Here is a 23,804-nt window from a genome sequence, read left to right as displayed (position 1 = left end):
TTCAGAATTAATAACCCCGGATATCCTCGATCATTTCCTGCAATTCATGAAGCCGAGCATGTACTGTATTTATTTCACCTTGCAACTCATTATTTTGATCACTTAACAATTCCGAAAGGTCATCATAAGAAAGAGTTTTATCAGTTAATCTATTAATCAGTTTCTCGAGTTCATTTAGATTTATTGTAATATTATCCTCGAACTTTATGTCGTTATGCAGTCTAGCTCCATAAACCTTCTCTATCCTAAAGGTAATGTTTTTAACCTTTCGAGCACTCTTAGCATATATTCTCTCAAACTTAAGTTTGTTTCTATTATGTTTCTTGTCATCTTGTGAGACTGTAGCAACTAACTTCCGTATATAATCAAGGAATGCTTTCCTTTGTATCTCAGTTACTTCAATATGCTTATCAATCCAACTATTGATATCAAGTAAGAATTCATCCAGATCGTGTATAAATACATTTAGGTGTTTTTTCTTTAGACTATAGCAATCAATGTATTTATTGATTTTCAAATTATAAAGCTCAAGAAGCTTACTCCTTAGCGACAGGAGATCGTCTTCAAGTTTCAAATACTTTGAAGTATATTTGAAACCATCCTCTATAATGTAAGGTCTTCGCTTCTTCTCTCCAAGCCTCCCAGTAAACCCTCGATGTAATATAATCATTGATACATATTTATCATCCGAAACATCGTGCATTAGATCAACCGATACCACTTCGCTCAATCTTTTTATGTTTATATACTGCTCTTTTCGATGATAGTACAGGTTTTGGACTCTCGATGACATTGAGGATAAATATAGACCTACAATAAAAAGAAAAAGTGCGTAAACAACCCCTATGATGAACGAGGAATCCTGGAACTCAATTAAGAATCGATTCGCTGCCTTATTACCAGTAGCACTGTAGTCTTTTAATACTAAATAGTAAGCTACACATCCGGTCGTGATTAAGACTACTGAGATGAAAGCTATCCATTGATATAATCTTTCATGGAAGCCGAATACTTTAAACTTCATAGTTTTATACCCTCTATACGTATTTTGAATATGGTTAGTCTAAACCCCTGAAAAGGGCAGATCCCCCAACACAGGAATCAATAAGACTTCATATTCCATAATTCAACGGATTACCTCCCAATCCCTCCCATTAAATCGACGTAAATCAACATAAAAAGAGACAGCGCATAAGCTGCTACCTCCAATTACAACATAGTGTTGGTCGTTTGAACGATTGGCATGTCGATGTTAACGGAGCCGACCTTTAGCCAAGTGACGATATCGTTGTTACGCTTTTTCAGATCGGTGAAGTTCACCTTGGGGAACGGTGAAGGTGAAGACTGCAATTCATGAGCCGAACCTCCATCGTGGGGATATCGGGTTGAGCTGCTGCTTAGGCTACCGGCTCTATTATCGGAATCATAGCAACTGATCGGACTTCGCTGAGATGGTCGCATAAATTTGGTTTTCCTCTGATACCGTAGGCGATAATTTGATAATCTTGAGAATGGAAAAAATGAAGAGCGGCTGTCTACCACGACAGCTGCCCTTGGGCTAAAAGCTATGTATTCGAATTAATACAGCAATATTAGGACGGTTACCCCTCAATATTCTTCAGGTAACATAAAGGTGAAATACTGATTTTGACTGTCATCCCCATAGATCGCCCATACCTTCACACCGGAAGGAAAGAGCAATTTGTCGACTACGGCAAGCTCGTTCTCGTTTCCATCGGTGATCCATGTCTTTCTAACGGCACTTGGCTCAAATGAGATGAAGTGCTCGTTATCTTGATACAGTCTTACGACGATAGCGACTGCCAGCTGCCAATCGTAACAACCAACTCTGTCGATACCTGGCGTTTTCACGTATAGCAAAATTAGTCACCACTTTCCGAAGAAGAATTTACCGTATTAATGTTCAAGATCGACTTAGCGATTAGGTTAGCATAAACAATCTCAGGATTTTCTCCATTAAGTCCTGTCGACTTCAGTAGCTCATGTTGCTTTTCCCAATCCATTCGCTGCCGTTCTTCGGAGATCGTTTTGGCGGCAAGAGCTGCCTGTAGCAGAACGGCGGTATCGAATGCATGTTCTTGGTATGCCGAGAAAAGCAAGTTGTAGTCCGCTAGGCTCGGCTGCATCATGAATCGAATAGAAGTGGATATGTAGACCGAGGCGGTCACTTCATCACGTGAGAATCCCTCTTTTATACCTCTTTCAGTCAAAGAAACGATCTTAACTGAAAGTTCCCTCTTTTTGAATTCTCCGATGTTGCAAAACTCGATAAATTCATACCTGTTTATCTTCTCCTTGGGGATCGACCAAATCACTACCGGAACGTGGCAATTGGGCTTCTCGATAATTGTGGGCTGAACCTTAAACTCCAGTTCGTGATTCTCAATTGTCCCTTTCGCTACTGCATAAGCCCCAAGTTGATGTCGATTTATTTCTCTAGAGTTCATCAGGAGACCATATGTTGCAACCAATATTCGCCTACTCATATTTAATCAACCTTTCCGAATGATTTAGAATTATTTAATGTGGCTCGATACGGCTCTGGCTTACAGATCGGGCGGCGTCTACCGGAGTCACCTTCCAAGTGCTTTAAGAATAGAAGGCGCATTTCACGGAAGTCTGAGCCGATGGCATTTATTTTCAAAAGAAATACCCGAAAAGTAAATTTGCTGTTCTCTGACATCATTATGCGGGTAGATGCCTTCTTCTGTCTTAGTGCTTGACAGGTAAGGAGTAAACTAAATTGGATGTATGCCTTAACGTAATCAGCGTCCAAAATACTGTCGTAAAGCCGGTACTCTATTGTCGGCTGTCTTCCCGAAAGTAAGTTATGTAAGTTAATAATGCGATATCGGCTCTCGTTTCTCCTTATGGTTCTGACTGCATCCAAGGTTCCGGCATACCAGATCTCCTTAAAATGCTCCCATGTCGTTGGTTTTTCAGAATTAAGATGCCTGATGGATTCGTCGGTCAGGTAAGAACAATACTGCCCCTTACGAACTTCTTTTACTGTTAAAGCATTCGCAAGAAGATACTGTTTGCTGTAAACGAGATTACATAAGACCCGAAAACTTTTCGGATCAAATTTTTCAGCACCAATGTGGACATGAATCCCACAGTTTGCGCCGGTTATTCCACCAGCCGCTTTTAATGCTGCGACTACCCCTAAGAGAGTCGAGATATCATGATATGAAATCACCGGAGTAATTAACTCACACTTGTAATCCTCCGTTGCAGGGACGACCGTGTTTCCTACCTTTTTCTGAGCATCTACGGAACCGTCATTTACAAGCTGCCAAATGTGACCTTTCTGGCAGGGTATGTGGTACTCTTCATTATTCCAGCCACCGAACTTTACAAAAGTCGTTCCGAAATAATCGACTAAGACTTGGGCTGCTTCAAACCTACTGATCCCACTGAACTCGATCTCTATCCCTAGAGACAACTCATCGAACCCCACTTGCATTGAATGCCCTCCAATCGTTAATGATAAAAAGAAGAAAACCACCCTGAGTGGATGCTCGGGTGGTTGGGTTAGGTCGAACCCTTAATTATGTGTTTAGTTACATGACATTGCTTCTGGAGGTACTCACTACCTATGTATCCGTAATTACGCTTCACCCCAAAGCCCATAACTTCCATCGCATTCACCGTCCCCAAGAATTACTAAACTTTTTAGTCGTTGTATTCTAACATTAATGTTTTATTGTGACCAGTTTCTCGCCCCGGTCAACTCCGAAGAATTTCAAAAATGTTCAGATTGGCGAAGTCTCCAAATGCACCTATCCTAACCAAGAAAATTACCGCCTACTACTATGTTTTTTCTCGAGCTTTTTAACGCATTTATCCGGATTTTTGAAAATATTGTTGGGGAAATTTTCGATAGGTGTTCTTTTCAAGAGGGCTTCAATACGAGTGAGGGAGAGGTGGACAAAAAGAAGCCCGCCCTTGGCAGGGCGGGTGGTCGGGTTGCTACCTATGAAGCTGCTTTGCTGTGTGTTCTTCAACGAGTTGCTTCTATTTGTAATTGGTTACCGTTCAAGATAAAACCAGTGACCCCATATTCGTATAAAGTCGCTGCACTGCTTCTTGTACGCCTTTAATCGACCTTGCCGCGATGATGCCTTTTTCAGCAGAACCGCAACTTTTTCAAAACCTTCAACAAAAAGTCCATACTTATACAAATGAAGGGACAGCAAGTGAACGAAAAACAGTAAATAAACTCAGGATTTACTCACCTACCATACCGTCACCATCACGATCATCCATATATTGATACAACCAATGATCCCTTGTTATAGGCATCTTGAAGCCTGCCGCTTTTGCTTCTTTAATCGTTACTTTTCCATTTCCATTTGTATCAACCTTAGAAAGGTCACCCTCTGTGTTTTTACTGCTCGGCTTAGAAGTATCATCACCTGTCAACCCAAGCGATGCGTTAACCTCGTCAGGGTTCACGTTATCAAATTTATCGACAATCACATTACCTTTTAACGTATAGGTGTACTGATAACTTGATGGAATTTGCGTTTTGGTGTTCGGGTAGTTGATAATGGCTTCAAAATTACTTGCTCCACCTGCTTTGCGAATCGTATCTTCCATATACGCTTGATCACCATGTCGGTTGAGCGTGCTATCTTGCGGGGTAATATTATAAGCATTCGACACCCCTCCGAGGGAATCAGCAATGACATGCCCTTCATCTAGCACATCACTTTCGACACCTGGAACCTTCGCCTCATCAGAGCAATATCTACCAGACGATGATACAGACTCATTACTGTCATCTTGTAGAATGAGTTCGTCTGCAATGACTCGAACTAGCTGCCCATGTTCGTTTGTAAATGCCCAGTACTCGCGATCCCCGTAACCAACATCCACAACGACATTAGGTTTACGTTGCCCCGACAAATCACAAGCATTCACTTCAATACGTTTGTATCCTGAGAATAGATCGTTATTGGGTTGCGTAGGTGCTTCCTCAGCTGCCGGTTTTTCAACAACCGTCGACGGAGTTTCAACTGCTTCAGTCTCTTCAACGACCTCGGTAACAGTTCCTTTATGTTTTTTGTCAACTGTCGTTACTTTTTGTGGAGTATCTTCTGCATTTGTAATAGTTAAATTTTCTGCATTGGAACAGCCAACCATCAAGACGATCATTAACAATGCGATTAAATAGTTCATTTTCTTTTTCATTTTTGGACTCTCCTATGATAGTTTCATACTTGTTCATATTAAAACGACGACTTTAGTTGTCTTGTTCTGTAATCTTACCATAAAAGACAAATAAGCTACTTTATTTGAATGAGCTTTAGCTCAAAAAAGAAAACCACCCGTTCTCAAAGGGTGGTTGTGTGCAGCCGTATTGAATTAGTCCTGCATTGCTTTTCTGATAGCTAGTTCATTAACCTTGTCATGACAGTCAAAGACGGAGTCGATTAACCCCTGAAGCTCTTCAACAGAATAGTTGAAGTCCGTATGAGGGTTATCCAAACACTGAATCACTTTCTTTACTGCAATCTCAAACTGCGCCGCGGCTCTCTCCATATCAACATCATCATCGCGAACAAGAGGGTAGACTTTCTTGTAATGAGCGAGTCTATTGAAGATACCGGCTTTAGTGTACTCAACATCTTTGTTGGAATTGACCTTGCGGAAGAAGGAGTTATCGTTAAAGTAGTGCTGATCCGAGTATTTACGTAGGTTTCGATCATATTGGTGTTTCTCAATTATCGCTTTGATCTCAGGAGTTATTTTTCCCAAAAGACTCATCCTCCTTCATTAAAATCCATATCCCATACCATTAAGAGGAAATCCAGACAAGAAAGATGAGCTGCCTAGCGCACCTCAGTAAGCCTAGCCAAGAGCAAGAGCTGCAGGTCTCGCTTGTCCATCTGCCGACTAACATAAGGCGTTAGAACCCCTTCACTGATAAGACGTCTGAGGTGATAATCGACCCGTTCAGCACTGAAATATGGATTGTTCAGGTACTCGAACACTTTCTCCAGATCGTAATGAAGTCCGTGGAACTTAGGCGATCTCGAATGTAGAAGGTGTCCATGCGCCATACCATCTTCACCAAATGTCATGCTCTGGAGAGCTTCGTATAGCTCATCGACCAATACATGTAGGGAGTTCAGGTATTGCGCTACTTCTTGCCGTTCCTGCTCGGGGAAATCCTGCGGAGCAGTGAACAGCTCTATCAGCGTCTCAATGTCATAATGATACCCATCACCCTCACGAATTCGAGTACTGTTCCCCTTTAAGAGAATCTGAAGCTGCTCAACAACATCGGAGTGGTTGCGGGAGATCGGGCGCTGCCGTTGCTCCTCGATAAAGATACCATGCTTTTTCTCTATTACGCTGATCACGTTCGATAAGAGGGAGTATCGTTTAATCGTATACTCATGAATTTTGGCGAAGCTCATTGAGAAGCGAATAGGTTGATCCCCATCGGGATTATTGCTGTAGAGATAAACTCAATAATCATCGTTACCACCGATCCTGCTGCCGACATCGCTAGACCAAGAGGCGAAGTACTTGTCCGTACTCTTCGTTCCGTCTGAACTTCTTAAATCGACTGGATGTGCACCGAAGCATGCCCGGATCTGCGCAAAATACGCATCGTCGAGAACTGCCGCATTGAACACCGAATCGTCTTTCTCTAGCGGGTATTCCATCTCGAAAACACGATGGAGCTGCTCGATGGATTGGATGACAAGATCATATGTTGTGATCAACTGCAGAACATTCAATGAACGAACATCGTCATGAGAGTGGGTCAAATCGATGTATGGCAAACCGTTCACGCTGACGGTGAGCCAATCCTTCGCAGAGCAAATTAGGCTCCAGAGGTTCTTCCCATTGTAGTTACTGTATGTGTTAATCAGGAAATCGTCATGATCGCTTACGGCTTGCTTGAACTTCTCAAGCAAGGAGCTATCTAGAATATATGAATTCATTATGCTTCCCCATTTCAAGTTTCGGTAGCCTAATAACCATTTTACTCTAAACTATGAAACAGAAAAACCAACCTTGGAATAGGATGGTTGATTGGTTAATGGTAATTACCTATTCGGCAGATTCTTTGCGGAGTGAAGGGAACACCTTCGAATACAATTCAGCCTTCATTTCTTCAATACTAGTAAACCTCTGGCTCTTATCTGGAGAAATTGCTCTTGAAATAAATTCCTTCAATGCTTCATTCGTTTCACGATGATACCCAGTTGTTCGACCAGTAAGAATAAAATAAATGACTTTTCCAAGTGCATAAGTCTCATGTCTTATTTCATAATTTTCGAAACCAACTGCAGTCAAGTCAGTGTAATCATTAATAGCTCCTTTGATTTCTGTTCCCTGTCTGGTCAAATTGCTATTAGGACGTTTTACCAAGCCGAAATCGGAGACCTTTAATAAGGAAGCACCATCGCCATAATGCTTGACTAAAATATTCGTGTAACTGATGTCCCTATGGAGTATTCCTGTTGAATGAATATAATCGAAGGCACGAATTAATTGTTCTACATAAACTCTTCTTTTGTTAAACGTTAGTGTAGAGTTGCTCCGGTTTATGTATTTAGACAATGTCTCATCTGCGTACTCCATAACATACTCATTTTTCTCATCATCATAGGAATAAGCTTTGATGACAAATAGGCTATCCAAGGTTCGAAGATCGTTATATTCATTCTTAAACCGCTCCAGCTCATCAGGTCGCAAATCACCTTCCGCTCGCTTAACGGCGAAGTAAGAATTATAATGTGGATCTTTATACTTTAATACCTTTGCGTATGAACCCTCGCCAATAAATTTTAATTTTGCAATGGCACTTGGTAATGTCCCTGGGATTGTCATGGTATCAACTAAAGTAAAAATAGGCTTGTCCTCTATGATATCTATTGGTGGGAAATCCTCAGGGATAGAACTACCCCCACTCATCGATAGAAAAGACCTGCATTTGCCCATAATTTCTTCATAGTAGTCATTAATCTCAAAAGCAAAATCACCTTTAAGTGTAGCTTGAATTACTCTTTCTTGTTCAATTAAGTCAATGAGGTCTCGACTTACATCTGCATTAAAATGTCCTCCGCCACTTGCGTAGCGTTTCTGGTTCATGAATGCGAACAGATTATTAAACTGCATATGAAAGATTGCAAACAACTCTTTAAGCCTTTCATCAGCAATATCATCGTAGAACCCTCGGAAGAGTGCCACTTTATCTGAGAGGTGTCTTGAAGCCACTTGATTTAGTTTTAATTGCAGGTATTTTGTTGGATCAGTAATATAGCTCCCCTCCATCAGTAACGCATCTGGGAATAATCACCACATTACCATTATACTAAATACCTACTACTTCTTTCACCCCTTATTCGAGCAGCTGTGGAAACTCATTACAAATCTCATGGTCGGGTGAGCGGGTGATGCTGCATAAAAAATGCCCCATGTGCGGTGATGGTCGCACATGGGGTAATCTGAAGGATGGGAGCTGATACTGTCCAAGGATATCAGCTCCCCTTAATAATTATCTTGGCTACAAGGTCTTCAAATTCGCCCAGGTCTACCCCTGATCCGAGAAGCCGCGAATTAGACCTACGCCATTCTGTCAGAAAGGATACTGAACCTTGATTTGGGGCATACCTCTAGCTTCAAGCTTTTCAACAACCAATTCCATGCGAGTGAAAACCTCCTGAGGAGTAACTTCAATCGTATTTACACTTATAATTGATAAGAGTTCTTCAATACTTTCTTGATATACCACATACCCATTCATCTCATTCCTTCGATTATACAATTCTGGGAATGTACTTATTGTCCAAACGATATCCATAATACGTTTCCACTCAGGAGTATAATCTATCATATAGTCCTGTTTTAAGCGTGCCTCAATCTCCATCTCACTTCGAAATTCACCTTCTAATTCGGACAGCCCCCAAGCCGCCGCAACTCTTCTACAATGCGGGTGACTGAAGCACTCAATTATCCTTGGAGCAAAACCCCGTTCTTCCTCATCCAAGGTTTTCGGAAACCCCTTGGACAAATAATCAGCCTCACCTAATTCATGTACTAAATACGAGGGAAATTTACCTGAATCCACTTCATAGCTAAATTTGATGCACAAGGCGTCATCTTCAACCAGTGTGCAAGCTCCATTAATACCAGCTGGTAGAATCATAAAAGGTTTGCCATACGTTGTCATACGATCTCGTATAGAATCAAAGAAATCAGATGCTTCTGGAACAATTCCAAGGCATTTCTGAACCATAGCATCACTTACTTCTTTATCCGTTTTGTAACTTGTGTAGATTTGCTGAAATTCAATGTTCATTAATTGTTTCACCTCGTCACAGTTATCTACGCATCTCCTACAAATTTCGCCGAGAGTCATGTCATAACCTTTTAAGCTGAGCAGAGTCATCCAAAACCTAAACCCCTAATACCCCTCAAACATATGTGCAAACTCATTAGTGATCGCATCATAGCATTGGTCACAGACAATCAGGTTCTTGTCACCCGTATCAATAAACTTTACAGAAACGCGATAATCTTTGTCGGAAAGAACCTTATGTGGCATTAAGCTTTTACCGCATACCCCGCAGGAACCGTGGAGCTTCATGTAATCCTCCATGCAAAGTGAACCCATATCGTGGGTTAAATGATTGAACAGCATTTCGGCTTCCTTCTGACAAAATACACAACTCATCTCCAACGCCTCCAAATTTGTTATTGAACGCAAAAAACCGCAGACTTCGCCCGTTAAAGGCAATGTCTGCGGTGCTTCCGCATTCAAGGATTATTCACCTTCTACCAATATAACCCAAGTGCTGATAAGGAGCAAGAAATATCGCTTCGTAACTTGAAGGTAGCCACAGGATACTCAGCTACCATGTTCAAGCTCCATATTTTAATTCATTCTCCAGTCAACAATACGAACGACCTAAAGCTTATGTTCGATCCGTTGCAAGGTCTGAAGAATCTGCCGCAAAAGTCCTGGAATATCTTCGCTAGTGCTCTCGGACACAGGCATGACAGTCGGATTTTCAGTTACTTTTTCCAATAACACAGTCATGTAGTTCATTTATGTATTTCTTATTGAATGCCGGAAAGTGTAATATTATAGAAGGCGCTTGGTTTATCGAACTCAATTTGCAATATCTCAACACCTTGAACATTGACACTTACCTGCTGAATGTCATCACCAACTTTTGTAGCAATTTCTTTGATCAACGTTTTATTCCCCTTCTTGTTTACACTATAAAATTGAATCTTACTTTCAAAATCGGCTCCTAATCCTGTATAAGGGATTGTAAACTGACCGCTAAGTTCTCTGTAGTTTGAATTCAAAATATAAATATACTCCGCAGCATCTGAGTAGTACTTCTCACCCGGATATGCATAACCAGTATCAAGGCGATTAAAAGGAGTGATTTTTTTATCTAAAATCTGAAAAGATGCATCCTCGCCTGTTAGAACCTTGCCTTGTGTACCTTCGTAATACTTTAATTCTTCGATACTCGTCTGTGCCGCGACTGGAGCTTGTCCAACATAGATGGACGATGTACCGGCATCCCACTTAACTTGCTTCTGGTTATTTGTCAATGCATTGGATAAAGCTCTCAGCGGAAGATACGTGGTACCATCATAAATGAATGGTTCAACTACCTTACCATCACTGTCGGTCGGTTTAACTAATTTCCCATCTACAAAGAGCTTAATCCCTCCTTTGACAATATTGATACTGGTGAGTTTTCCGGAAGCGTAGGTTGTTCCTAACAATGAACCGAATAAGGCAACAGTAATCGCTCCCATCGTAAATCCTTTCAAACTATCTCGATTCAATTTGAACATTAAAGTATCCCCTAATTTTTATTTTTCAAAAATTGAATATCTGGATAATAATTGGTGATTTTTACTATTTTAAAGTTTTGATCCACAATCAGAACAGAACAAGCTATGTTCTTTCTTGACTGCATTACTGCAGAGTTCCGGAATAATCATAACAGCACTTAAAAATATGAAACGTCCCTTGAAAGTAAGGAACTTTTTACTCACTTACGGATAATTGAATAAATAACATAACTAATAAGAATTGCACAAGATTATCATTGAAGAATCGAAGAAATGTACGCCAAAGCACTCATGTTATTCCCTATCAACACTCATGAGTGCTTATTTTTTAGCGTCAATGCCATGAATCAAACTTTCTTACTTATTACTAGTTATATAATAAATCTCGAGCTTAACTCCCTATGATCACTCTCCTTAATTAAGATGAATCGTAGTTTTAGTAATTATAATTCATGTATTATAGTTTGCCAACTAAAATGTGTTATGCAAAATTCATGTATTGGCTACTATGGGGTAAACAAGCTAGGAGTTGTTTACCCTTGGAACTAAGAGAAGCCAGAAAAAACAAAGGCATTAGTCAAGAAAAGTTAAGTCGAGCTATTAATGTTTCCTTAAAACACTATCAGAACATCGAACACGGCATCACTACACCTACAGTCACCATCGCATTACATATATGTGAGCTTCTTAATGTTGATCCACGAGAAATTGATGAGTGGAAGGACAGACGTGAACCTATATAAACCTCGGCTATGAGAAACGTCTGCAGGAGAAGACATAAATACCTACAACACAAATTATATTTCCAGCGAGTATATGATTTTCTAGGATAGGAATTTTGATTGTTGTTATACAAAGGTAGTTTGATAAGAGGTAGATAATGTAAAAACACAATAATGTCTCCAAAGTTAGGGATACCCCCTGGCTTCAGGTGAAAACCTTTCTTCCACCCTTTCAACGAAAGATGCCTCTTTTAACGGATAGTATGCTGGCTTTATGGACGAAGTCCAAGTGAATTAGCAAAATTCGAAAACAAGTAACGCTTAGTACTCTTCAGGAAGAAGAATATTGTTCGTAATCCCACCATTTCCTCAAATCGCCTCAACTGGCTTATTACCAATATTTGGACGACGCCTGCCAGAATCACCTTCTAAATTCTTTAGAAGCAAAAGGCGCATCTCTCGGAATTCATCACCAATTGCGCCCGCTTTGAGTAAGAAAACTCTGAACGTAAATTTATTATTGTCGGATATGGCGATTCGGGTTATAGCCTTTTTCTGTCGAAGAGCCTGCGCAGTGATGATCAGGCATAGTTGAATGTAAGCCTTGATATGCACAACATCAAGGGAGCTATTAAACAGTCTGAACTCGACTGCCTTAAACCGCCCTGATAAGAGGTTATGAAGGTTTAAAACTCTATACCGAGAATGGTTCTTCCTAATGTACCTTGTCGCTTCAAGAGCATTGTATCCGGAATACCATACTTCAGACCATTCTTCATAAGTTTCCGGTTTAACTCTATTCAGTTTCTCGATGAACTCTTCCGAGAGATCTGCGCAGAATTTTTTCTTGCGCGATTCCCTTATACAGAGAGCGTTGGTCAACAAGTACTGATGTCTGTATACCAAGTTGCATAATGTTCGAAGTTGTTGTGACGTAAACAACGATGCATCAATATGAATATGAGTTCCGCAGTTTACTCCGGTTATTGCGCCTCCGCGTTTTAAGGCTGTGATTGCACCTAGAAGAATCGGGAGATCAGAATAATGAAGCACGGGGGTGACCATTTCGCATTTATACTCATCTGTTCCCGGTACGTCTGTATTTCCTTCTCTGCACAAAGCATCAACGGAGCCATCCATTACAATTTTAAAGATTCTTCCTTGTTGATCAGGTATGTGAAATTCCTCATTATTCCATCCCCCGTATTTTACGAAAGTCGTCCCAAAATACTGTACTAAGATTTTGGCGGCTTGATGTCGAGTGATACCACTAAACTCGATCTCTACCCCAAAATCCAATTCATTGAACGTGACTTGCATATAGAGCCTCCTATCCAGAAATAATTCGTGTTTTGTTTGCATCAGAGTGATAATAGAAAACCACCCTATGGTCGGGTGGTAGGGTAAGTTGTAGTGACAATAAGTAGGCATCATTGAATCCTTGGTGACCATGTATAGCACTATAAACCGACGAGAGCCACTGATCTCACTTCCAAAAAATATAGGAAATAATTTAAATTCGTTTTATTCTAACTTCATTGTGAGAAAGTTACAAGTTTCTCCACCTAATTGATTTCTGAAAATTTCATCCTTTCTGCATTGGAAATATAGCTTGGGATAAAACGCTAAGGCATCTGAATAAATCTCTTAAAACTAATAATAAGAATTTGTAGTCATTCGCTAAGTTATGCCCTCCATACCCCTTATCTGAACAACAGCGGGAACTCCTTACGAATGGCATCATTGCAAGAATCACAGACAAGAATCGTTTTCTTCTCTCCCATACCAATAAACTTTGCCTGAAGATTGTAGGTTACATCAGGTTTCACCTCAACTGGTAAGAGAGATACTGAACATACTGAGCATGTTCCGTGAAGTTGCAGATAGCATTGAAGACAAAGATTTCCGATCTCGTGGGTTATATGACTAAATAAGATCTTAGTTTCAATGGAACAAAAAGTGCAGTTATTCATTTTGAGTGAACCCCCTGTTTAGTGTTGAATGCAAAAAAGACCACATGATGAGACAGACCCTGTTTGTGGGCTGCTATCATGCGGTTCTTCCGCATCCAAGATATACTGTTGTTATCAGAATACCCCAATTAGCTGTTAAGGGCAATAAATTCTTGTCTATATCAGACGGAAAGATCGAGTTATCGGCTGCCAAGTTTAAGCTGCATATTTTGTTTCATTCTCAAGGTAGATATACGACCAACTTTAAAGCTTCTGTTAAATCTGTTGCAGGGTCTGAAGAATCTGACGTAAAAGTTCAGGAACATCTTCGCTCATACTAGCGGGGGCAGGGGCGGCTACGGGCATTTCAGTCGCCTTATCCGATAACACAGTTCAGATTGCCGTTTCCCATGTACAATGGATTCTGTCCTTCAACTCGCAGATTTGTTCGAAGTAACTTCTGTGTTCTTCAGAGAATTGCTGACGTGCACCAATGAGTCCATTCTCCCGTAGAATGCTTTGTATTACCTTATATTACCCATTTTTTCGTTGAGAGCACTTGCAAACTGTTCATCAGAGTAATGCATGAGTTAATTCCACCCTTCTCTTACAGCATCGTTGGGACTACTGTGCGAACCGCTTTGTCCCAAATCATACCCTTGTGTAATTGTTGGACCTGTTGGAAATAAGGCTTATGATTCGTAGTCAGCTGTGTGTAGGTCTTGATTTTACCGTGTTCTCACATAACACGCTTGAAAAACTTCACATTTCCCAGCTTCTCGTCCACTTCTTTAGCGAACTGCTCATCAGAATAATACATGTAAACACCAACTACCAAATAACTTACTATGTCTTGTTGTATTCAACATAAGTTAACATGATTTTAATTACAAGGGGCGATAATACATTTCCTAGAAAAAAAAACCCCTGCCGGGGTCAATAATAGTACGTGTTTCAGCAACCATTCGATGTAGAGACCATTCACTCACATCACCTTGGTTGGACAAACTCATCAGATTAGAAGAAATTTGATTGTTGAGAAGTTGTAGTTCACAATATTGGGTTCTAGCATTTCGGGTATTTCATTCCTCTGTAATATAGTGTAGCTCTCCCCCATACTCCTGAAGTTGAATTTCAAATCGATAGAGATTTATTCATTCATCAAAGAAAACCGCAATTCTATGACGTGACTTTATCACTTTATAAAGCGATAAAGCGCGAAATGATGTTTAGAATTGCAGACCAAATGCTAACTGTGATGAATGAATCCAGCACATAAAAAGAAACAGGCTATCGAGTAAAATCCGATAGCCTGTTTCTTGACTGAATGCTAATCATTTTTACTTTTTGTCTATTTGAGCCAAGGTAAGCAAAATTACTCTACAGCATTTCCTTGATGATAATTTTCCGCAATTATATATGGGTAGTCAAGAGTCTTAGATTTTATGCGAATATATTTCCCTTCTCCAAAAGAAACCAAAGCACCACCAACATCAAGGTAACTATTCAAATAAATTGTAGCATCCCGATACTGCTCTTTAATTTTCGCAACATCGTCGTAAGTATAAAATCCGACTTTATCTGCACTACTCTCCAAGTTTGTACCCTCCAAGGCGCCATCTGAAAATTCTGGTAGTGCATTAGGGCTAGTAAAATTCGCCCCTGATAAGACAACATACGAATCATCATAGAACAATATTAGTACCCCGTTTGCACCAGAGTTATTTACATTATATTGTTCGGTTGTTTCATATTTAGTAGAATGACGGGGTGCTCCTTCTAATGCCCGGTTATATGGTGCTGGAACCCGAATAACAAAATCAACTTGATTCAAATATTCGGTATAGGGCGTTTTGTCCTTTTCTTCTTCCAAACGCTGCTTCTCTTCTAACTGCCGCTCTTCCTCCAACTGCTGTTCCTCTTCTAATCGCCGTTCTTCTTCCATACGTTGTTGTTCTATCATGCTATTGATGTTTTGACGCCGCTCCAATAATTCTGAAGCATCAGGGAATGTAACGAGGGCGGTATCAATAGCTGCCAGAGCATCATCAAACAGTCCGTCATTTATCATACTAGATATCGTCTGAATTGATTCATCCTTATAGAAAGATGTTGCCTGTTCTATCGCTTCCAGCGCCTTTTGATAGTTGCCGTCAGTTGGTGTAATCAAAGACAATGTATCAATAGCGGTTTCATAATTCCCCGAATCCAACTCGCCCATGCCACGCTCAAAAGTTAACCGTGAGTTGTGAAGAGTTTGCACCCTACCCCTCGCTTGTCCAAGCTCTGGCACAGAATCTTTAATAATCTGTTCCAAATCCTTAAAGCTGGCACTTACTTCGTTAAAGTCAACTGCTTCACCAATAAAGTCCTTTTCAATTTTCTCGATGCGTTGAACGATAAGCGACGCTACTTCACTTTGGTTCTGCTCTGTCATTTTCTCATTGTAAATAGTAGCGGCAGCCGTAAAATCGTTGATGGACATAGCCTCTGTGAAATCCTTTACCGGGTTGCTCTTAAACACAAGAAACAATCCTACTATTACGATAATACAAAAAATTATTGCTGCAGGAATTATAAACTTTTGCTTTTTCTTTACACCTGTTTGGATTACCTTTGTGGGATCTTCCGACATAACAATTTCCTCTTTTCATGCTTGTAGTTGAACATCAGCACTGTCTTATCATCATAAGGATAAATCGCGTTCACAAAGCTGTCAACCAGCTTTTGACAATTGTCTGGATTGTTTGCATCGCAGAGGGCAGTAAAGCAATTAGTTTAGCCGATTTAGAATGTTCGAGTTTAAGTGCGAGCGGTTCAGCTAAGTGCGAACAGTATGCTTTATTTGTTGGGAGAGAACCTTCATAAGTGCTTGTCTGAGTTGGAGGTAAAGGAATGTGATCCTAGTATGCGAGTACAAGACTCTTGAACGATAAAGCAACTAATCTTCGATTTATGTATTGTGATCACAAAGTAAGCGTCAAATAGCTCTTATCTCTTTACTAGATCGGGACTATCTGACGCTTACATTTATTCAATAAATGAAAAAAAAATACCACGCTGCAGATCACAACGCGTGCAAGAAGGGAGTGATTGATAAATTTTCATGACCTAACATCTCCTAAATCGAAGGTTGATCAATAAATGTTCCATTGTACAGTCAAGAATATTTATACATGTATCTCCGATTAGTTTACAAAGTCCTTATAAACTAGCATATTACGACTACTTGTAGTAGCTCATATCTCCTACTAAAGGAAGATAAATGTCAAACTTCTCATGTTGCACATCTTTCAAACTCTTCTTAGTAAAGATTGATGATATAAAAACTGCAGGATCGAACAAAGCAATGCATACACTACCACTGTTACTTTTCGTGTACTTATGGACGCGAATCTGCCCAAGAGCTAACTGCCATTTACCATCCGGCTGAATGATGGCGACCATCATCCCTAAGGATAAGTTTTGTGATTGAAGGTTATATTGGGCGACCTTACCGAGAAGTCCCTTTTTGGATTCATCACCGAAACCGAATTTCGAGCTGAGTGAGTATATGCCGATTCCAGTAAATAAGTCTGTGCCGGTTAGAAACTTAAATTCTTGTGCGGTAAACAACGGTGAACGAAACGCATCATAAACCAGGCATCTAACCGGCTCCTCGGGGGTTACTGCTATTTTTGAAGAAATGCCCTCAGAATCATCGGATTCTACTGATACATTTTCAACAAAATCCGCAAAGAATTCGTCACAATAAGTACGAAGTTGGCTTTTGGTTACAGAATAAACGAATCTTGAGTACCCCGCCTCATCATACAAATCATTTGCAATACTGAGTAGATCGGCAGTATTAGCACTTGATACCCCTATGAGGCGACCGGATGATGGAACTGGTGGTCGATACTCATGAAATGATGATATACGATGGATTTTATCCACATCCAACGCCCCTTATCTTATTATTCTTTCTCTTCATTAAGGACTTTAACAATTCTTCTGATATTTCGGGCAGATCGTAAGGATTGACCACTGACTTCCTAATAGTGCGAAACTCAGATAAAGCTTTCCAAACAGCTTCGATATCTCCGGCATCATTAATTAGATTGATTTGGCTCCCAACCAAATCAGAAAAATCCTTCGATGCATAATGCACGTTTCCTGCCACCGCTTGAACGGAAACCCCAAACCGATCTGAAACCTTATGGTAGTTCAAATAACCCTCGGTTAAGTAAAACCATAATCGCTCGTCAACATTACTGAATACTTGATGATTAGCAGATGTGACATATTCTTTAGCGAAATCAAAGATTTCTTCAAGAGCATCGACCTTTTCCTGAATTAACTCTAATCTTGCTACGTCCCTACAAAATCTTTTCTCAGCATTCAGTAAACCAATGCTCTTCTTCATTACCTTGAATATGTTAGACATGTTTTCCCCGCCTCCACTTCAATCGATGTAAGGATTTTGTTTATTGGTCTGATGCCACTGGTACATCTGATTCAATTGTTCCTCGATCTCTAGATAACCTCCTGCTTTTATCTGGATGAATTCCCCACTAAAAAAGTGGTCTAAGGCTTCACGGTCGTACTTCGAACCGTTGAGGGAACTTACCAAAGAAAGAACATGCGCCAGCTTGTCCAGATCGCATTCTCGAACCAGAACATGCTCCGCATAGTGGGCAAATACAGCGATTAAGGAGATCTCCTTTCGACAGTCTTCCAGACGAAGTTTCGGGTTGTATTGCGGTTTTGGCAAATAAGGATCCACCCCTGCAAGGAAGTATCGGTAAACCAGTGCACCTGTTTCTGTTACTTTACGAAAATTTGCCAGTCCTGATTCAACACTCGATACATCCTTCGCTTGTTCAATTACACTAAGAGGAACGTCAATCAGCGACCTGATTTTATCCGATACATATTTAACGCTTACCTCGATGGCATTTACCGAGGTATCAAAAGCAGCTGCAGTCGTTCTTGCATTCAAACCAGCTTTCTTCAAATAATACTGAATGCGTTCTTTTGTCTTTCCATGTGAAATCCATGCGAGTGTCTTGAGATAACGTAGAATTTCATCAATAGCCTCCAACCTCTTATACTCGATTTCAAGGTCATCGCTGTAGACGTCATCCTCGATACGGGTTTGAACTACTTCCCTCCAATCCCTGACTTCACGAAAGATGTTTGGCTTACGACTCATGAGGTCTCCCTCCATTAGAAGGCTTAAAATAGTAACGCTTCAATTCATCCTTACCGAATACAGTGTTATACCACTGTCTCAGTTCATCTACTTCTTGATGCGATCCGCTCTTTAGAAGAGCTTCAATCTTATCGCGCCTGAATAGAGTTACTGACAGCAGGGAACGCAACTGGTTTCTTGCTACCCTCAAAGCTGCTTGACTCTTGAATTGTTTACTCCAATACTTTTTCGAGCACTTTTCCCCGTTAAGACAAAGAACTAAAAGAACTTTATTTCTTTCAGAGCTATCTTCTATTAGTTTTAGTACTAAACTGATTCTTTCAATAGTGTCCAGCTTGAGTTTGTGTAGGTATCGCTCTTCATGAGTCAACGTTGCTGACCTCGACTTGACTTTGATTTCCTCATAGCCTTCAATTAACAATCGATACTCTTCTGCAACAAGTGGGAACGCCTTCTCGATGTCCTTTTTCATACTCAACACCCCTTCTTTCTATGTTGAATTGCGACAACTGCTGACCTTAAGAACGAAGTCAGTTTAAAACAACAGAACTAGCATGTACTTTTCATGCCCGTTCCCTACTTAGGGTTAGGGATGCACGTATACCATAATTTATGAGATTACGAAATCCCTTTATTTTGATAAAGATTTTAAGACCACGCGTTTCAAGGGTTTTGATCTGTGGGGAAATTGGTTGGAAAAATATCCTCAGTAGAAGTACCTAAGTAGTATAAAAAGTACTTGGTCAAAATCTGACCAAATTGAAGTTGTCTGTATAATCAAGCTAAGATTTATCCTAATTGGAGATAAGGTCGAGGAAGTCTAGTATCTTTCCAGTTTTTTTGTGTTAGTTTAGAGGTTCATTTGGACAAGTTGGCTGAAACCTACATAATGTAAGATGGAGAAACAAAAATAACTACGAGTTCAGCCAGCTATTGTGTTTGGGAATCAAATTTCCGCGCTTCACCCAACAAAGTCGAATGGATGGAATCGAAATCGGAGATAAACAACATAATTAGTAGTTACGAACAAGTAGCAACTGCGAGGAATGGTTTAGCTAGCTTGGTTGAGAATATAAGGTCTTTTTTTATAAAAGTGGCTTCAGTCGGTTATAACTGCATATAACGTAAACTTCGTTTTTTTATAACTACTCTCAATTTAGACTTCGATTCGCTATAAAACACTCCTGATTATAAAACGCACTTCGGTTCGTTATAACAGGTTATACAACTGACTTCGTTTTTTTATAATTACTCACAACGTAAACTACGGTCCGTTATAAATTCTCCTGGCTTGTATGTACACCTTGATCTCCATCTGTACCTATGGTCCTTGCCCCCAAATTCTGCATTATTGACTTGTCCTTAGCCTCGCTTAAGTATTCTGCCGTAACGTAGCATTATTTCATATTCACTGCCCTCACGAGAATTAATTAACTAAACTAGCAATCCTCAAAATGACGTTACTAAGATAGTAAAAATCCTATAAAACAGCGAAAACAGGAATACTAGCGAACATTCGTAACGCTATTACAGCCATCGTGATGGATAGACATGGCAAGGGCGAGCAAATATACCTAAGAAGGGCTGAACCAAGCCGTGAGGGGCAATTTGAGAGCATAGGAAGGGCAAGCCTTAAAGAAGGGGCTATCCCCAAGATAGGGGAAAAATACCAAGGGCGATAATTACTAGTTTTTTAGGAGTTTGGGCTTCGTGGCTGCCAATACTCATTATAGAGTTCCTTAGGTCAGAAAATCTTTTCAACCTGCCTGGGTGGTCGGGTGGATTATAAACGTGGGGTGGCTTCTCGTCTAAGCTGTCTTTAATATATAGTTATAAGCTCACTTTCAACGTCTATTGGACAGGTTCGTGGGCATAAACTGTGCGGGTAACGCCAGCTTGAGGCTCATTCTAGCTGAAAATAGAAAGAGAGCATCTGCGACCTGGTGCTCTCTTTCTGTGCATTGTATGGGCTTCCTCATGCGCTACCCTCTGATCAATTCTTACTGACAGGTTTTCGACAATTCCGTGGGCATACCGCGCTGTTGAAGGATTGATGTGTTCCTTTACGATACCGTAGATTACAGGTTGACCAAGATCGGGGGGGGTTGGGAAATGATCTGTTAATGTTTTTACAAAAGTAGACTCAGCTTTATCCTTTGCCAAAGCAACTTGTCTTTGAAAACTACCCTGACAAGCTCTATAAGGGAGTTCTGTTCCAAATAAAGAATTACATCATCGGTTAGTGTTGTCCCGTCAGGCTCAACATTAATATCCGCAATACAACTGGCATACTTTGTGACAAACTGATCAGCTATTTTCCGATTAGATTCGTATTTTTTCTCTACTCTCGGGTTTCGGATTACCGTCTTGGTCTCAACCAATGTTGCATCGACTAACGGATCGATGACCTTGAACAGCGAAACCCCTAATTTATTGAGATGAGCTTCTAAGATACCGAACACCTTGAAGTGTACTTCACGATCTTCTGTAGCCGCGACCAAGTCTTCGATCGATACATTCTTGTCGGACAATTCGATACCCCGTCCAGATCTGGTGGGTGCATCTAGTCTTAAATCCGATACTTTTTCATCACCAATTTGCTTTCTCGATTTACCGATAACCTCGTCATTACTGAGCTTCTCTCCATACTTACTATAGCTTGGGATATTGTCCTTCATCTCGCCATTTAAGCAGTCCATAACCAGCTTACTTATGGCAACTCTTTTATATTCATCACAATGAGGGTCTTTAAGCTCTTTTAGCAGATAAGCAATTTTCTTAAAGTCTTCCTCATGAAACCTTCTCTCGTTGACGCTGAACGTAATCACTTCACCACACTCCTTACTCTAATAATATCGGTCGGAGTGTTCCATAATTACAGGCGAAGTCATTCGATTGGGATACCCCTTCGGTTGGGTGTTGCTTACCTAAATGGCGAATTAAGAGCAAAATAAAGATAAAAAACCTTAGCCGAGGTTAGGGCGAGACTACCCGAACGAATTTTGAATGGCTTGTACGGATTTTGAACGGGCTTTAGGGGCTTCCGAATACCTAAGGAATCCCCGAGGGAATTGAACGGGGCGTAGAGGGCGATTTACGATTTACTTGTGGTTACAAAGGTTGACCATCAACATACATCGCCTTTTGTTTTATAACCCCAGAACTTCGAAGAAGGACGATGTACACTCCTGTGCTGTCATCATTAACAATCCATTGTTTTAGGACGTTACGAAATCCTGTGCTGTCATCAAAATTCAAAATAACCCTAGGGAAGTAGCCTTCCTCCGAGGGATCAATATGCACTACTAACTCTACAATGCATGACCCTGTTAGGACATTTTTATAGTGTGTAAATAAAAAGTCATCTGAGAAACCCAAAATGTAATCCTCAGAATAAAATTGTTCTCGATTCTCCCATTCCACAATCCCATTTCTAATCAAATGCATCAAATATTCATCAGTCTTACCATTCAACTCAACCATCTCATAAGGTGCTAGGGCATCAAGGATATCTAAAATATCAATGTATTCATCATTCAAATTCATTTGAATAGATTTACGACTTTTCACAATCTCGTGTTTAATGGATTTTAGCGTATTCATGACCATATTAGTCCTCCTGTGGCTTTAAGCCGATTAATTTGTGGTTAGGGCTCCGACACCCCGATAGGAATGCGTGGTGTTCTTTATAGATTAACTATTTAGTTACATCTCAGGTTGAGCCGTCGATTGTCAACGGCCATATGAGTCCTGGCTTCCCAACCGATACCCCCTCCCACTTAAATTGTCTCTACTTAGTCGAGCATCTGCAGGATTGGGAACCAAATCTGGTAAGACTGTTCTGTCATTGCTTACGCCGCTATGTACGCTTCAACCAATTCACTGAAGGATCGAATGCTGTTGCCATTCGGCGTTATCGAGTTGATGAAGCTGTAGGCTTGGTCGTAGCCTATCTTGATACATCCAATAGAGAGATTCGACCAGGGCTCTACCTTCCTCGCTCAATTTGGATGTTGCATTGCTCCAGATCGAAGCCAAGCAAGTAAATCTCACCAGTTATCACATACGCGTGCCTGTATTCAGAAAAAACCTTCAACATACGGTATACCTCCAAGTTTTTTAGGTCGGGCTACCCCTTTAAGGGAGTTTACAGGTAATACCGATATTCGTGCGGGATCGGTGGAAGCACGTAATCTGGAATCGTATAGTTCGAGAAGATGAACTCAGGACGTTTTCGACCTGTTCCGCTGCTACTCACGTGAACCATCCCGACAAAGTAGCAGTTCAGAAACCCTCTTCTCACGTAGTCAAAGTAAAGTTCGTTAAAATAGTTACTGATGATGACCTTTGCCTTGCATGATTCGGAAACCACCTGATCCAACATGATGATATGATCAACTACGGCGAATTTGTCATCATAGCCTTCGGTCTCCTCTGTTCCACTATCGCAATCTGTCAAATACGGCGGGTCGAGATAAATCAGGGCATCAACGCGGTGTATCAACTGACCGAAAGGAATGTCATACCCTTCATTTAGAAACTGGACATCTCGGTAGATCTTCGTGAGCGGAGTCAACTTCCTCCTCAGCTTAACAATGTCGATACCTTCGCCCGCTTTGAGCAGGTTAAAGTCCTGCCGATTAGCAGCTCGGCTGTACTTGCTTACCACGTAGGTCAGGATCGCTGCATCTACCTCGTCCGTACTCGGGTCGCGTCTCCACACCTTAAAGTTCTCGAAGTCCTCTTTGGCTACAAATCCCGGTCTGCTCAAGACTCCGATACCACTGATCAGATAATCAAACTGGTCGGGATCTTGGATTGCCCTGTAGTAACTGAGCAAACCTCGGTCTAATTCATTACCGATTCGGGTAATACGATAATTTTTGTAGTGCGTGTGGAACCTATTACCTCCGAGGAAGAGGTCCCCGAATATGTTCAGGTCGTACTCATATATGCAATGGTCGAAGATCCGAATTAGTGTCTTCATCAAAGCACTCTTCCCACCGAGGGTGGGAATGGGGTCCTGAACCCCATTCAGGAGGGATTTTATCTGTTCTGAATACATTGTAG

General features: G+C 40.7%; 24 protein-coding genes. 1 reads left to right on the top strand and 23 read right to left on the bottom strand.

Features of this window, described 5'->3' with window-relative positions; genetic code table 11:
• Positions 1-7 precede the first annotated feature (7 nt).
• From ACN6MV_RS03530 to ACN6MV_RS03465, 14 genes are all read right to left on the bottom strand, one after another.
• Complete coding sequence (locus ACN6MV_RS03530; RefSeq protein ID WP_419885698.1) at positions 8-1,024, bottom strand: hypothetical protein; 1,017 nt, start codon at positions 1,022-1,024, stop codon at positions 8-10.
• 185 nt (positions 1,025-1,209) lie between these two features.
• Positions 1,210-1,461 carry a hypothetical protein gene (locus tag ACN6MV_RS03525; protein WP_419885697.1) on the bottom strand — a complete coding sequence of 84 codons (252 nt, stop codon included), beginning with the start codon at positions 1,459-1,461 and terminating at the stop codon, positions 1,210-1,212.
• 147 nt (positions 1,462-1,608) lie between these two features.
• Positions 1,609-1,881, bottom strand: a complete 273-nt coding sequence (locus ACN6MV_RS03520) for a hypothetical protein (RefSeq protein ID WP_076225013.1) — start codon at positions 1,879-1,881, stop codon at positions 1,609-1,611.
• 2 nt (positions 1,882-1,883) lie between these two features.
• The gene (locus ACN6MV_RS03515) at positions 1,884-2,507 is read right to left on the bottom strand and encodes a gamma-glutamylcyclotransferase family protein (RefSeq protein ID WP_076225014.1); all 624 of its coding nucleotides are present in this window, start codon (positions 2,505-2,507) and stop codon (positions 1,884-1,886) included.
• 2 nt (positions 2,508-2,509) lie between these two features.
• Positions 2,510-3,487 carry an amidoligase family protein gene (locus ACN6MV_RS03510; RefSeq protein WP_419885696.1) on the bottom strand — a complete coding sequence of 326 codons (978 nt, stop codon included), beginning with the start codon at positions 3,485-3,487 and terminating at the stop codon, positions 2,510-2,512.
• Positions 3,488-4,251: 764 nt separating this feature from the next.
• Positions 4,252-5,217 (bottom strand): DNA/RNA non-specific endonuclease, encoded by a 966-nt coding sequence (locus tag ACN6MV_RS03505; RefSeq protein WP_419885695.1) that lies wholly within the window; start codon positions 5,215-5,217, stop codon positions 4,252-4,254.
• A gap of 174 nt (positions 5,218-5,391) precedes the next feature.
• A complete protein-coding gene (locus tag ACN6MV_RS03500; protein WP_419885694.1) occupies positions 5,392-5,784 on the bottom strand; it encodes a hypothetical protein in 393 nt (130 codons plus the stop codon).
• A gap of 74 nt (positions 5,785-5,858) precedes the next feature.
• Positions 5,859-6,449, bottom strand: coding sequence for a hypothetical protein (locus ACN6MV_RS03495; RefSeq protein ID WP_419885693.1), 591 nt, complete (start codon positions 6,447-6,449; stop codon positions 5,859-5,861).
• 51 nt (positions 6,450-6,500) lie between these two features.
• The gene (locus ACN6MV_RS03490; RefSeq protein ID WP_419885692.1) at positions 6,501-6,983 is read right to left on the bottom strand and encodes a hypothetical protein; all 483 of its coding nucleotides are present in this window, start codon (positions 6,981-6,983) and stop codon (positions 6,501-6,503) included.
• 109 nt (positions 6,984-7,092) lie between these two features.
• Positions 7,093-8,319, bottom strand: coding sequence for a serine/threonine protein kinase (locus ACN6MV_RS03485; RefSeq protein WP_419885691.1), 1,227 nt, complete (start codon positions 8,317-8,319; stop codon positions 7,093-7,095).
• Positions 8,320-8,623: 304 nt separating this feature from the next.
• On the bottom strand, positions 8,624-9,346 hold the full coding sequence (locus ACN6MV_RS03480) for a hypothetical protein (RefSeq protein WP_419885690.1): 723 nt from the start codon (positions 9,344-9,346) through the stop codon (positions 8,624-8,626).
• A gap of 105 nt (positions 9,347-9,451) precedes the next feature.
• A complete protein-coding gene (locus ACN6MV_RS03475; protein ID WP_419885689.1) occupies positions 9,452-9,808 on the bottom strand; it encodes a hypothetical protein in 357 nt (118 codons plus the stop codon).
• 147 nt (positions 9,809-9,955) lie between these two features.
• Positions 9,956-10,096, bottom strand: a complete 141-nt coding sequence (locus ACN6MV_RS03470; RefSeq protein ID WP_419885688.1) for a hypothetical protein — start codon at positions 10,094-10,096, stop codon at positions 9,956-9,958.
• Between the two features lie 11 nt (positions 10,097-10,107).
• On the bottom strand, positions 10,108-10,866 hold the full coding sequence (locus ACN6MV_RS03465) for a stalk domain-containing protein (protein ID WP_076225025.1): 759 nt from the start codon (positions 10,864-10,866) through the stop codon (positions 10,108-10,110).
• Positions 10,867-11,405: 539 nt separating this feature from the next.
• On the opposite strand from ACN6MV_RS03465, the gene ACN6MV_RS03460 reads away from it, so the two are divergent.
• Positions 11,406-11,609 (top strand): helix-turn-helix domain-containing protein, encoded by a 204-nt coding sequence (locus ACN6MV_RS03460; protein ID WP_076225026.1) that lies wholly within the window; start codon positions 11,406-11,408, stop codon positions 11,607-11,609.
• A gap of 348 nt (positions 11,610-11,957) precedes the next feature.
• Here the strand turns inward: ACN6MV_RS03460 and ACN6MV_RS03455 are convergent, their stop codons facing one another.
• The 9 genes from ACN6MV_RS03455 to ACN6MV_RS03415 form a co-directional block, all read right to left on the bottom strand.
• Positions 11,958-12,908 (bottom strand): amidoligase family protein, encoded by a 951-nt coding sequence (locus tag ACN6MV_RS03455; RefSeq protein ID WP_419885687.1) that lies wholly within the window; start codon positions 12,906-12,908, stop codon positions 11,958-11,960.
• Positions 12,909-14,915: 2,007 nt separating this feature from the next.
• The gene (locus tag ACN6MV_RS03450; RefSeq protein WP_419885686.1) at positions 14,916-16,175 is read right to left on the bottom strand and encodes a hypothetical protein; all 1,260 of its coding nucleotides are present in this window, start codon (positions 16,173-16,175) and stop codon (positions 14,916-14,918) included.
• Positions 16,176-16,765: 590 nt separating this feature from the next.
• Positions 16,766-17,476, bottom strand: coding sequence for a hypothetical protein (locus ACN6MV_RS03445; protein ID WP_419885685.1), 711 nt, complete (start codon positions 17,474-17,476; stop codon positions 16,766-16,768).
• Entirely contained in the window at positions 17,469-17,966 is a 498-nt protein-coding gene (locus ACN6MV_RS03440) for a hypothetical protein (protein ID WP_419885684.1), read from the bottom strand. The genes ACN6MV_RS03445 and ACN6MV_RS03440 overlap by 8 nt, the downstream gene beginning before the upstream one ends.
• Positions 17,967-17,984: 18 nt before the next feature.
• Entirely contained in the window at positions 17,985-18,734 is a 750-nt protein-coding gene (locus ACN6MV_RS03435; RefSeq protein WP_419885683.1) for a hypothetical protein, read from the bottom strand.
• Complete coding sequence (locus ACN6MV_RS03430) at positions 18,724-19,206, bottom strand: hypothetical protein (RefSeq protein ID WP_419885682.1); 483 nt, start codon at positions 19,204-19,206, stop codon at positions 18,724-18,726. Before ACN6MV_RS03430 ends, ACN6MV_RS03435 begins: the two co-directional genes overlap by 11 nt.
• Before the next feature lie 1,657 nt (positions 19,207-20,863).
• The gene (locus ACN6MV_RS03425) at positions 20,864-21,562 is read right to left on the bottom strand and encodes a hypothetical protein (RefSeq protein ID WP_419885681.1); all 699 of its coding nucleotides are present in this window, start codon (positions 21,560-21,562) and stop codon (positions 20,864-20,866) included.
• Positions 21,563-21,845: 283 nt separating this feature from the next.
• Positions 21,846-22,337: a hypothetical protein gene (locus ACN6MV_RS03420; protein WP_419885680.1), complete on the bottom strand. Its 492-nt coding sequence runs from the start codon at positions 22,335-22,337 to the stop codon at positions 21,846-21,848.
• A gap of 544 nt (positions 22,338-22,881) precedes the next feature.
• Entirely contained in the window at positions 22,882-23,799 is a 918-nt protein-coding gene (locus ACN6MV_RS03415; RefSeq protein WP_419886711.1) for a DNA adenine methylase, read from the bottom strand.
• Positions 23,800-23,804 lie beyond the last annotated feature (5 nt).

It is taken from the genome of Paenibacillus sp. B-A-8, assembly GCF_048572915.1.
GTDB lineage: Bacteria > Bacillota > Bacilli > Paenibacillales > Paenibacillaceae > Paenibacillus_AQ.
The sequence above is the reverse complement of the archived record's forward strand: the minus strand, read 5'-3'. Positions and strand labels throughout refer to the sequence as shown.

What these genes read in the sequence shown, in the direction of transcription:
- ACN6MV_RS03510 (WP_419885696.1), bottom strand. Translation starts at nt 3,487, where the DNA reads ATGCAAGTGGGGTTCGATGAGTTGTCTCTAGGGATAGAGATCGAGTTC.
- ACN6MV_RS03450 (WP_419885686.1), bottom strand. Translation starts at nt 16,175, where the DNA reads ATGTCGGAAGATCCCACAAAGGTAATCCAAACAGGTGTAAAGAAAAAG.
- ACN6MV_RS03525 (WP_419885697.1), bottom strand. Translation starts at nt 1,461, where the DNA reads ATGCGACCATCTCAGCGAAGTCCGATCAGTTGCTATGATTCCGATAAT.
- ACN6MV_RS03515 (WP_076225014.1), bottom strand. Translation starts at nt 2,507, where the DNA reads ATGAGTAGGCGAATATTGGTTGCAACATATGGTCTCCTGATGAACTCT.
- ACN6MV_RS03420 (WP_419885680.1), bottom strand. Translation starts at nt 22,337, where the DNA reads ATGAATACGCTAAAATCCATTAAACACGAGATTGTGAAAAGTCGTAAA.
- ACN6MV_RS03440 (WP_419885684.1), bottom strand. Translation starts at nt 17,966, where the DNA reads ATGTCTAACATATTCAAGGTAATGAAGAAGAGCATTGGTTTACTGAAT.
- ACN6MV_RS03415 (WP_419886711.1), bottom strand. Translation starts at nt 23,799, where the DNA reads ATGTATTCAGAACAGATAAAATCCCTCCTGAATGGGGTTCAGGACCCC.
- ACN6MV_RS03435 (WP_419885683.1), bottom strand. Translation starts at nt 18,734, where the DNA reads ATGAGTCGTAAGCCAAACATCTTTCGTGAAGTCAGGGATTGGAGGGAA.
- ACN6MV_RS03470 (WP_419885688.1), bottom strand. Translation starts at nt 10,096, where the DNA reads ATGAACTACATGACTGTGTTATTGGAAAAAGTAACTGAAAATCCGACT.
- ACN6MV_RS03430 (WP_419885682.1), bottom strand. Translation starts at nt 19,206, where the DNA reads ATGAAAAAGGACATCGAGAAGGCGTTCCCACTTGTTGCAGAAGAGTAT.
- ACN6MV_RS03455 (WP_419885687.1), bottom strand. Translation starts at nt 12,908, where the DNA reads ATGCAAGTCACGTTCAATGAATTGGATTTTGGGGTAGAGATCGAGTTT.
- ACN6MV_RS03485 (WP_419885691.1), bottom strand. Translation starts at nt 8,319, where the DNA reads ATGGAGGGGAGCTATATTACTGATCCAACAAAATACCTGCAATTAAAA.
- ACN6MV_RS03490 (WP_419885692.1), bottom strand. Translation starts at nt 6,983, where the DNA reads ATGAATTCATATATTCTAGATAGCTCCTTGCTTGAGAAGTTCAAGCAA.
- ACN6MV_RS03505 (WP_419885695.1), bottom strand. Translation starts at nt 5,217, where the DNA reads ATGAAAAAGAAAATGAACTATTTAATCGCATTGTTAATGATCGTCTTG.
- ACN6MV_RS03495 (WP_419885693.1), bottom strand. Translation starts at nt 6,449, where the DNA reads ATGAGCTTCGCCAAAATTCATGAGTATACGATTAAACGATACTCCCTC.
- ACN6MV_RS03465 (WP_076225025.1), bottom strand. Translation starts at nt 10,866, where the DNA reads ATGTTCAAATTGAATCGAGATAGTTTGAAAGGATTTACGATGGGAGCG.
- ACN6MV_RS03530 (WP_419885698.1), bottom strand. Translation starts at nt 1,024, where the DNA reads ATGAAGTTTAAAGTATTCGGCTTCCATGAAAGATTATATCAATGGATA.
- ACN6MV_RS03480 (WP_419885690.1), bottom strand. Translation starts at nt 9,346, where the DNA reads ATGAACATTGAATTTCAGCAAATCTACACAAGTTACAAAACGGATAAA.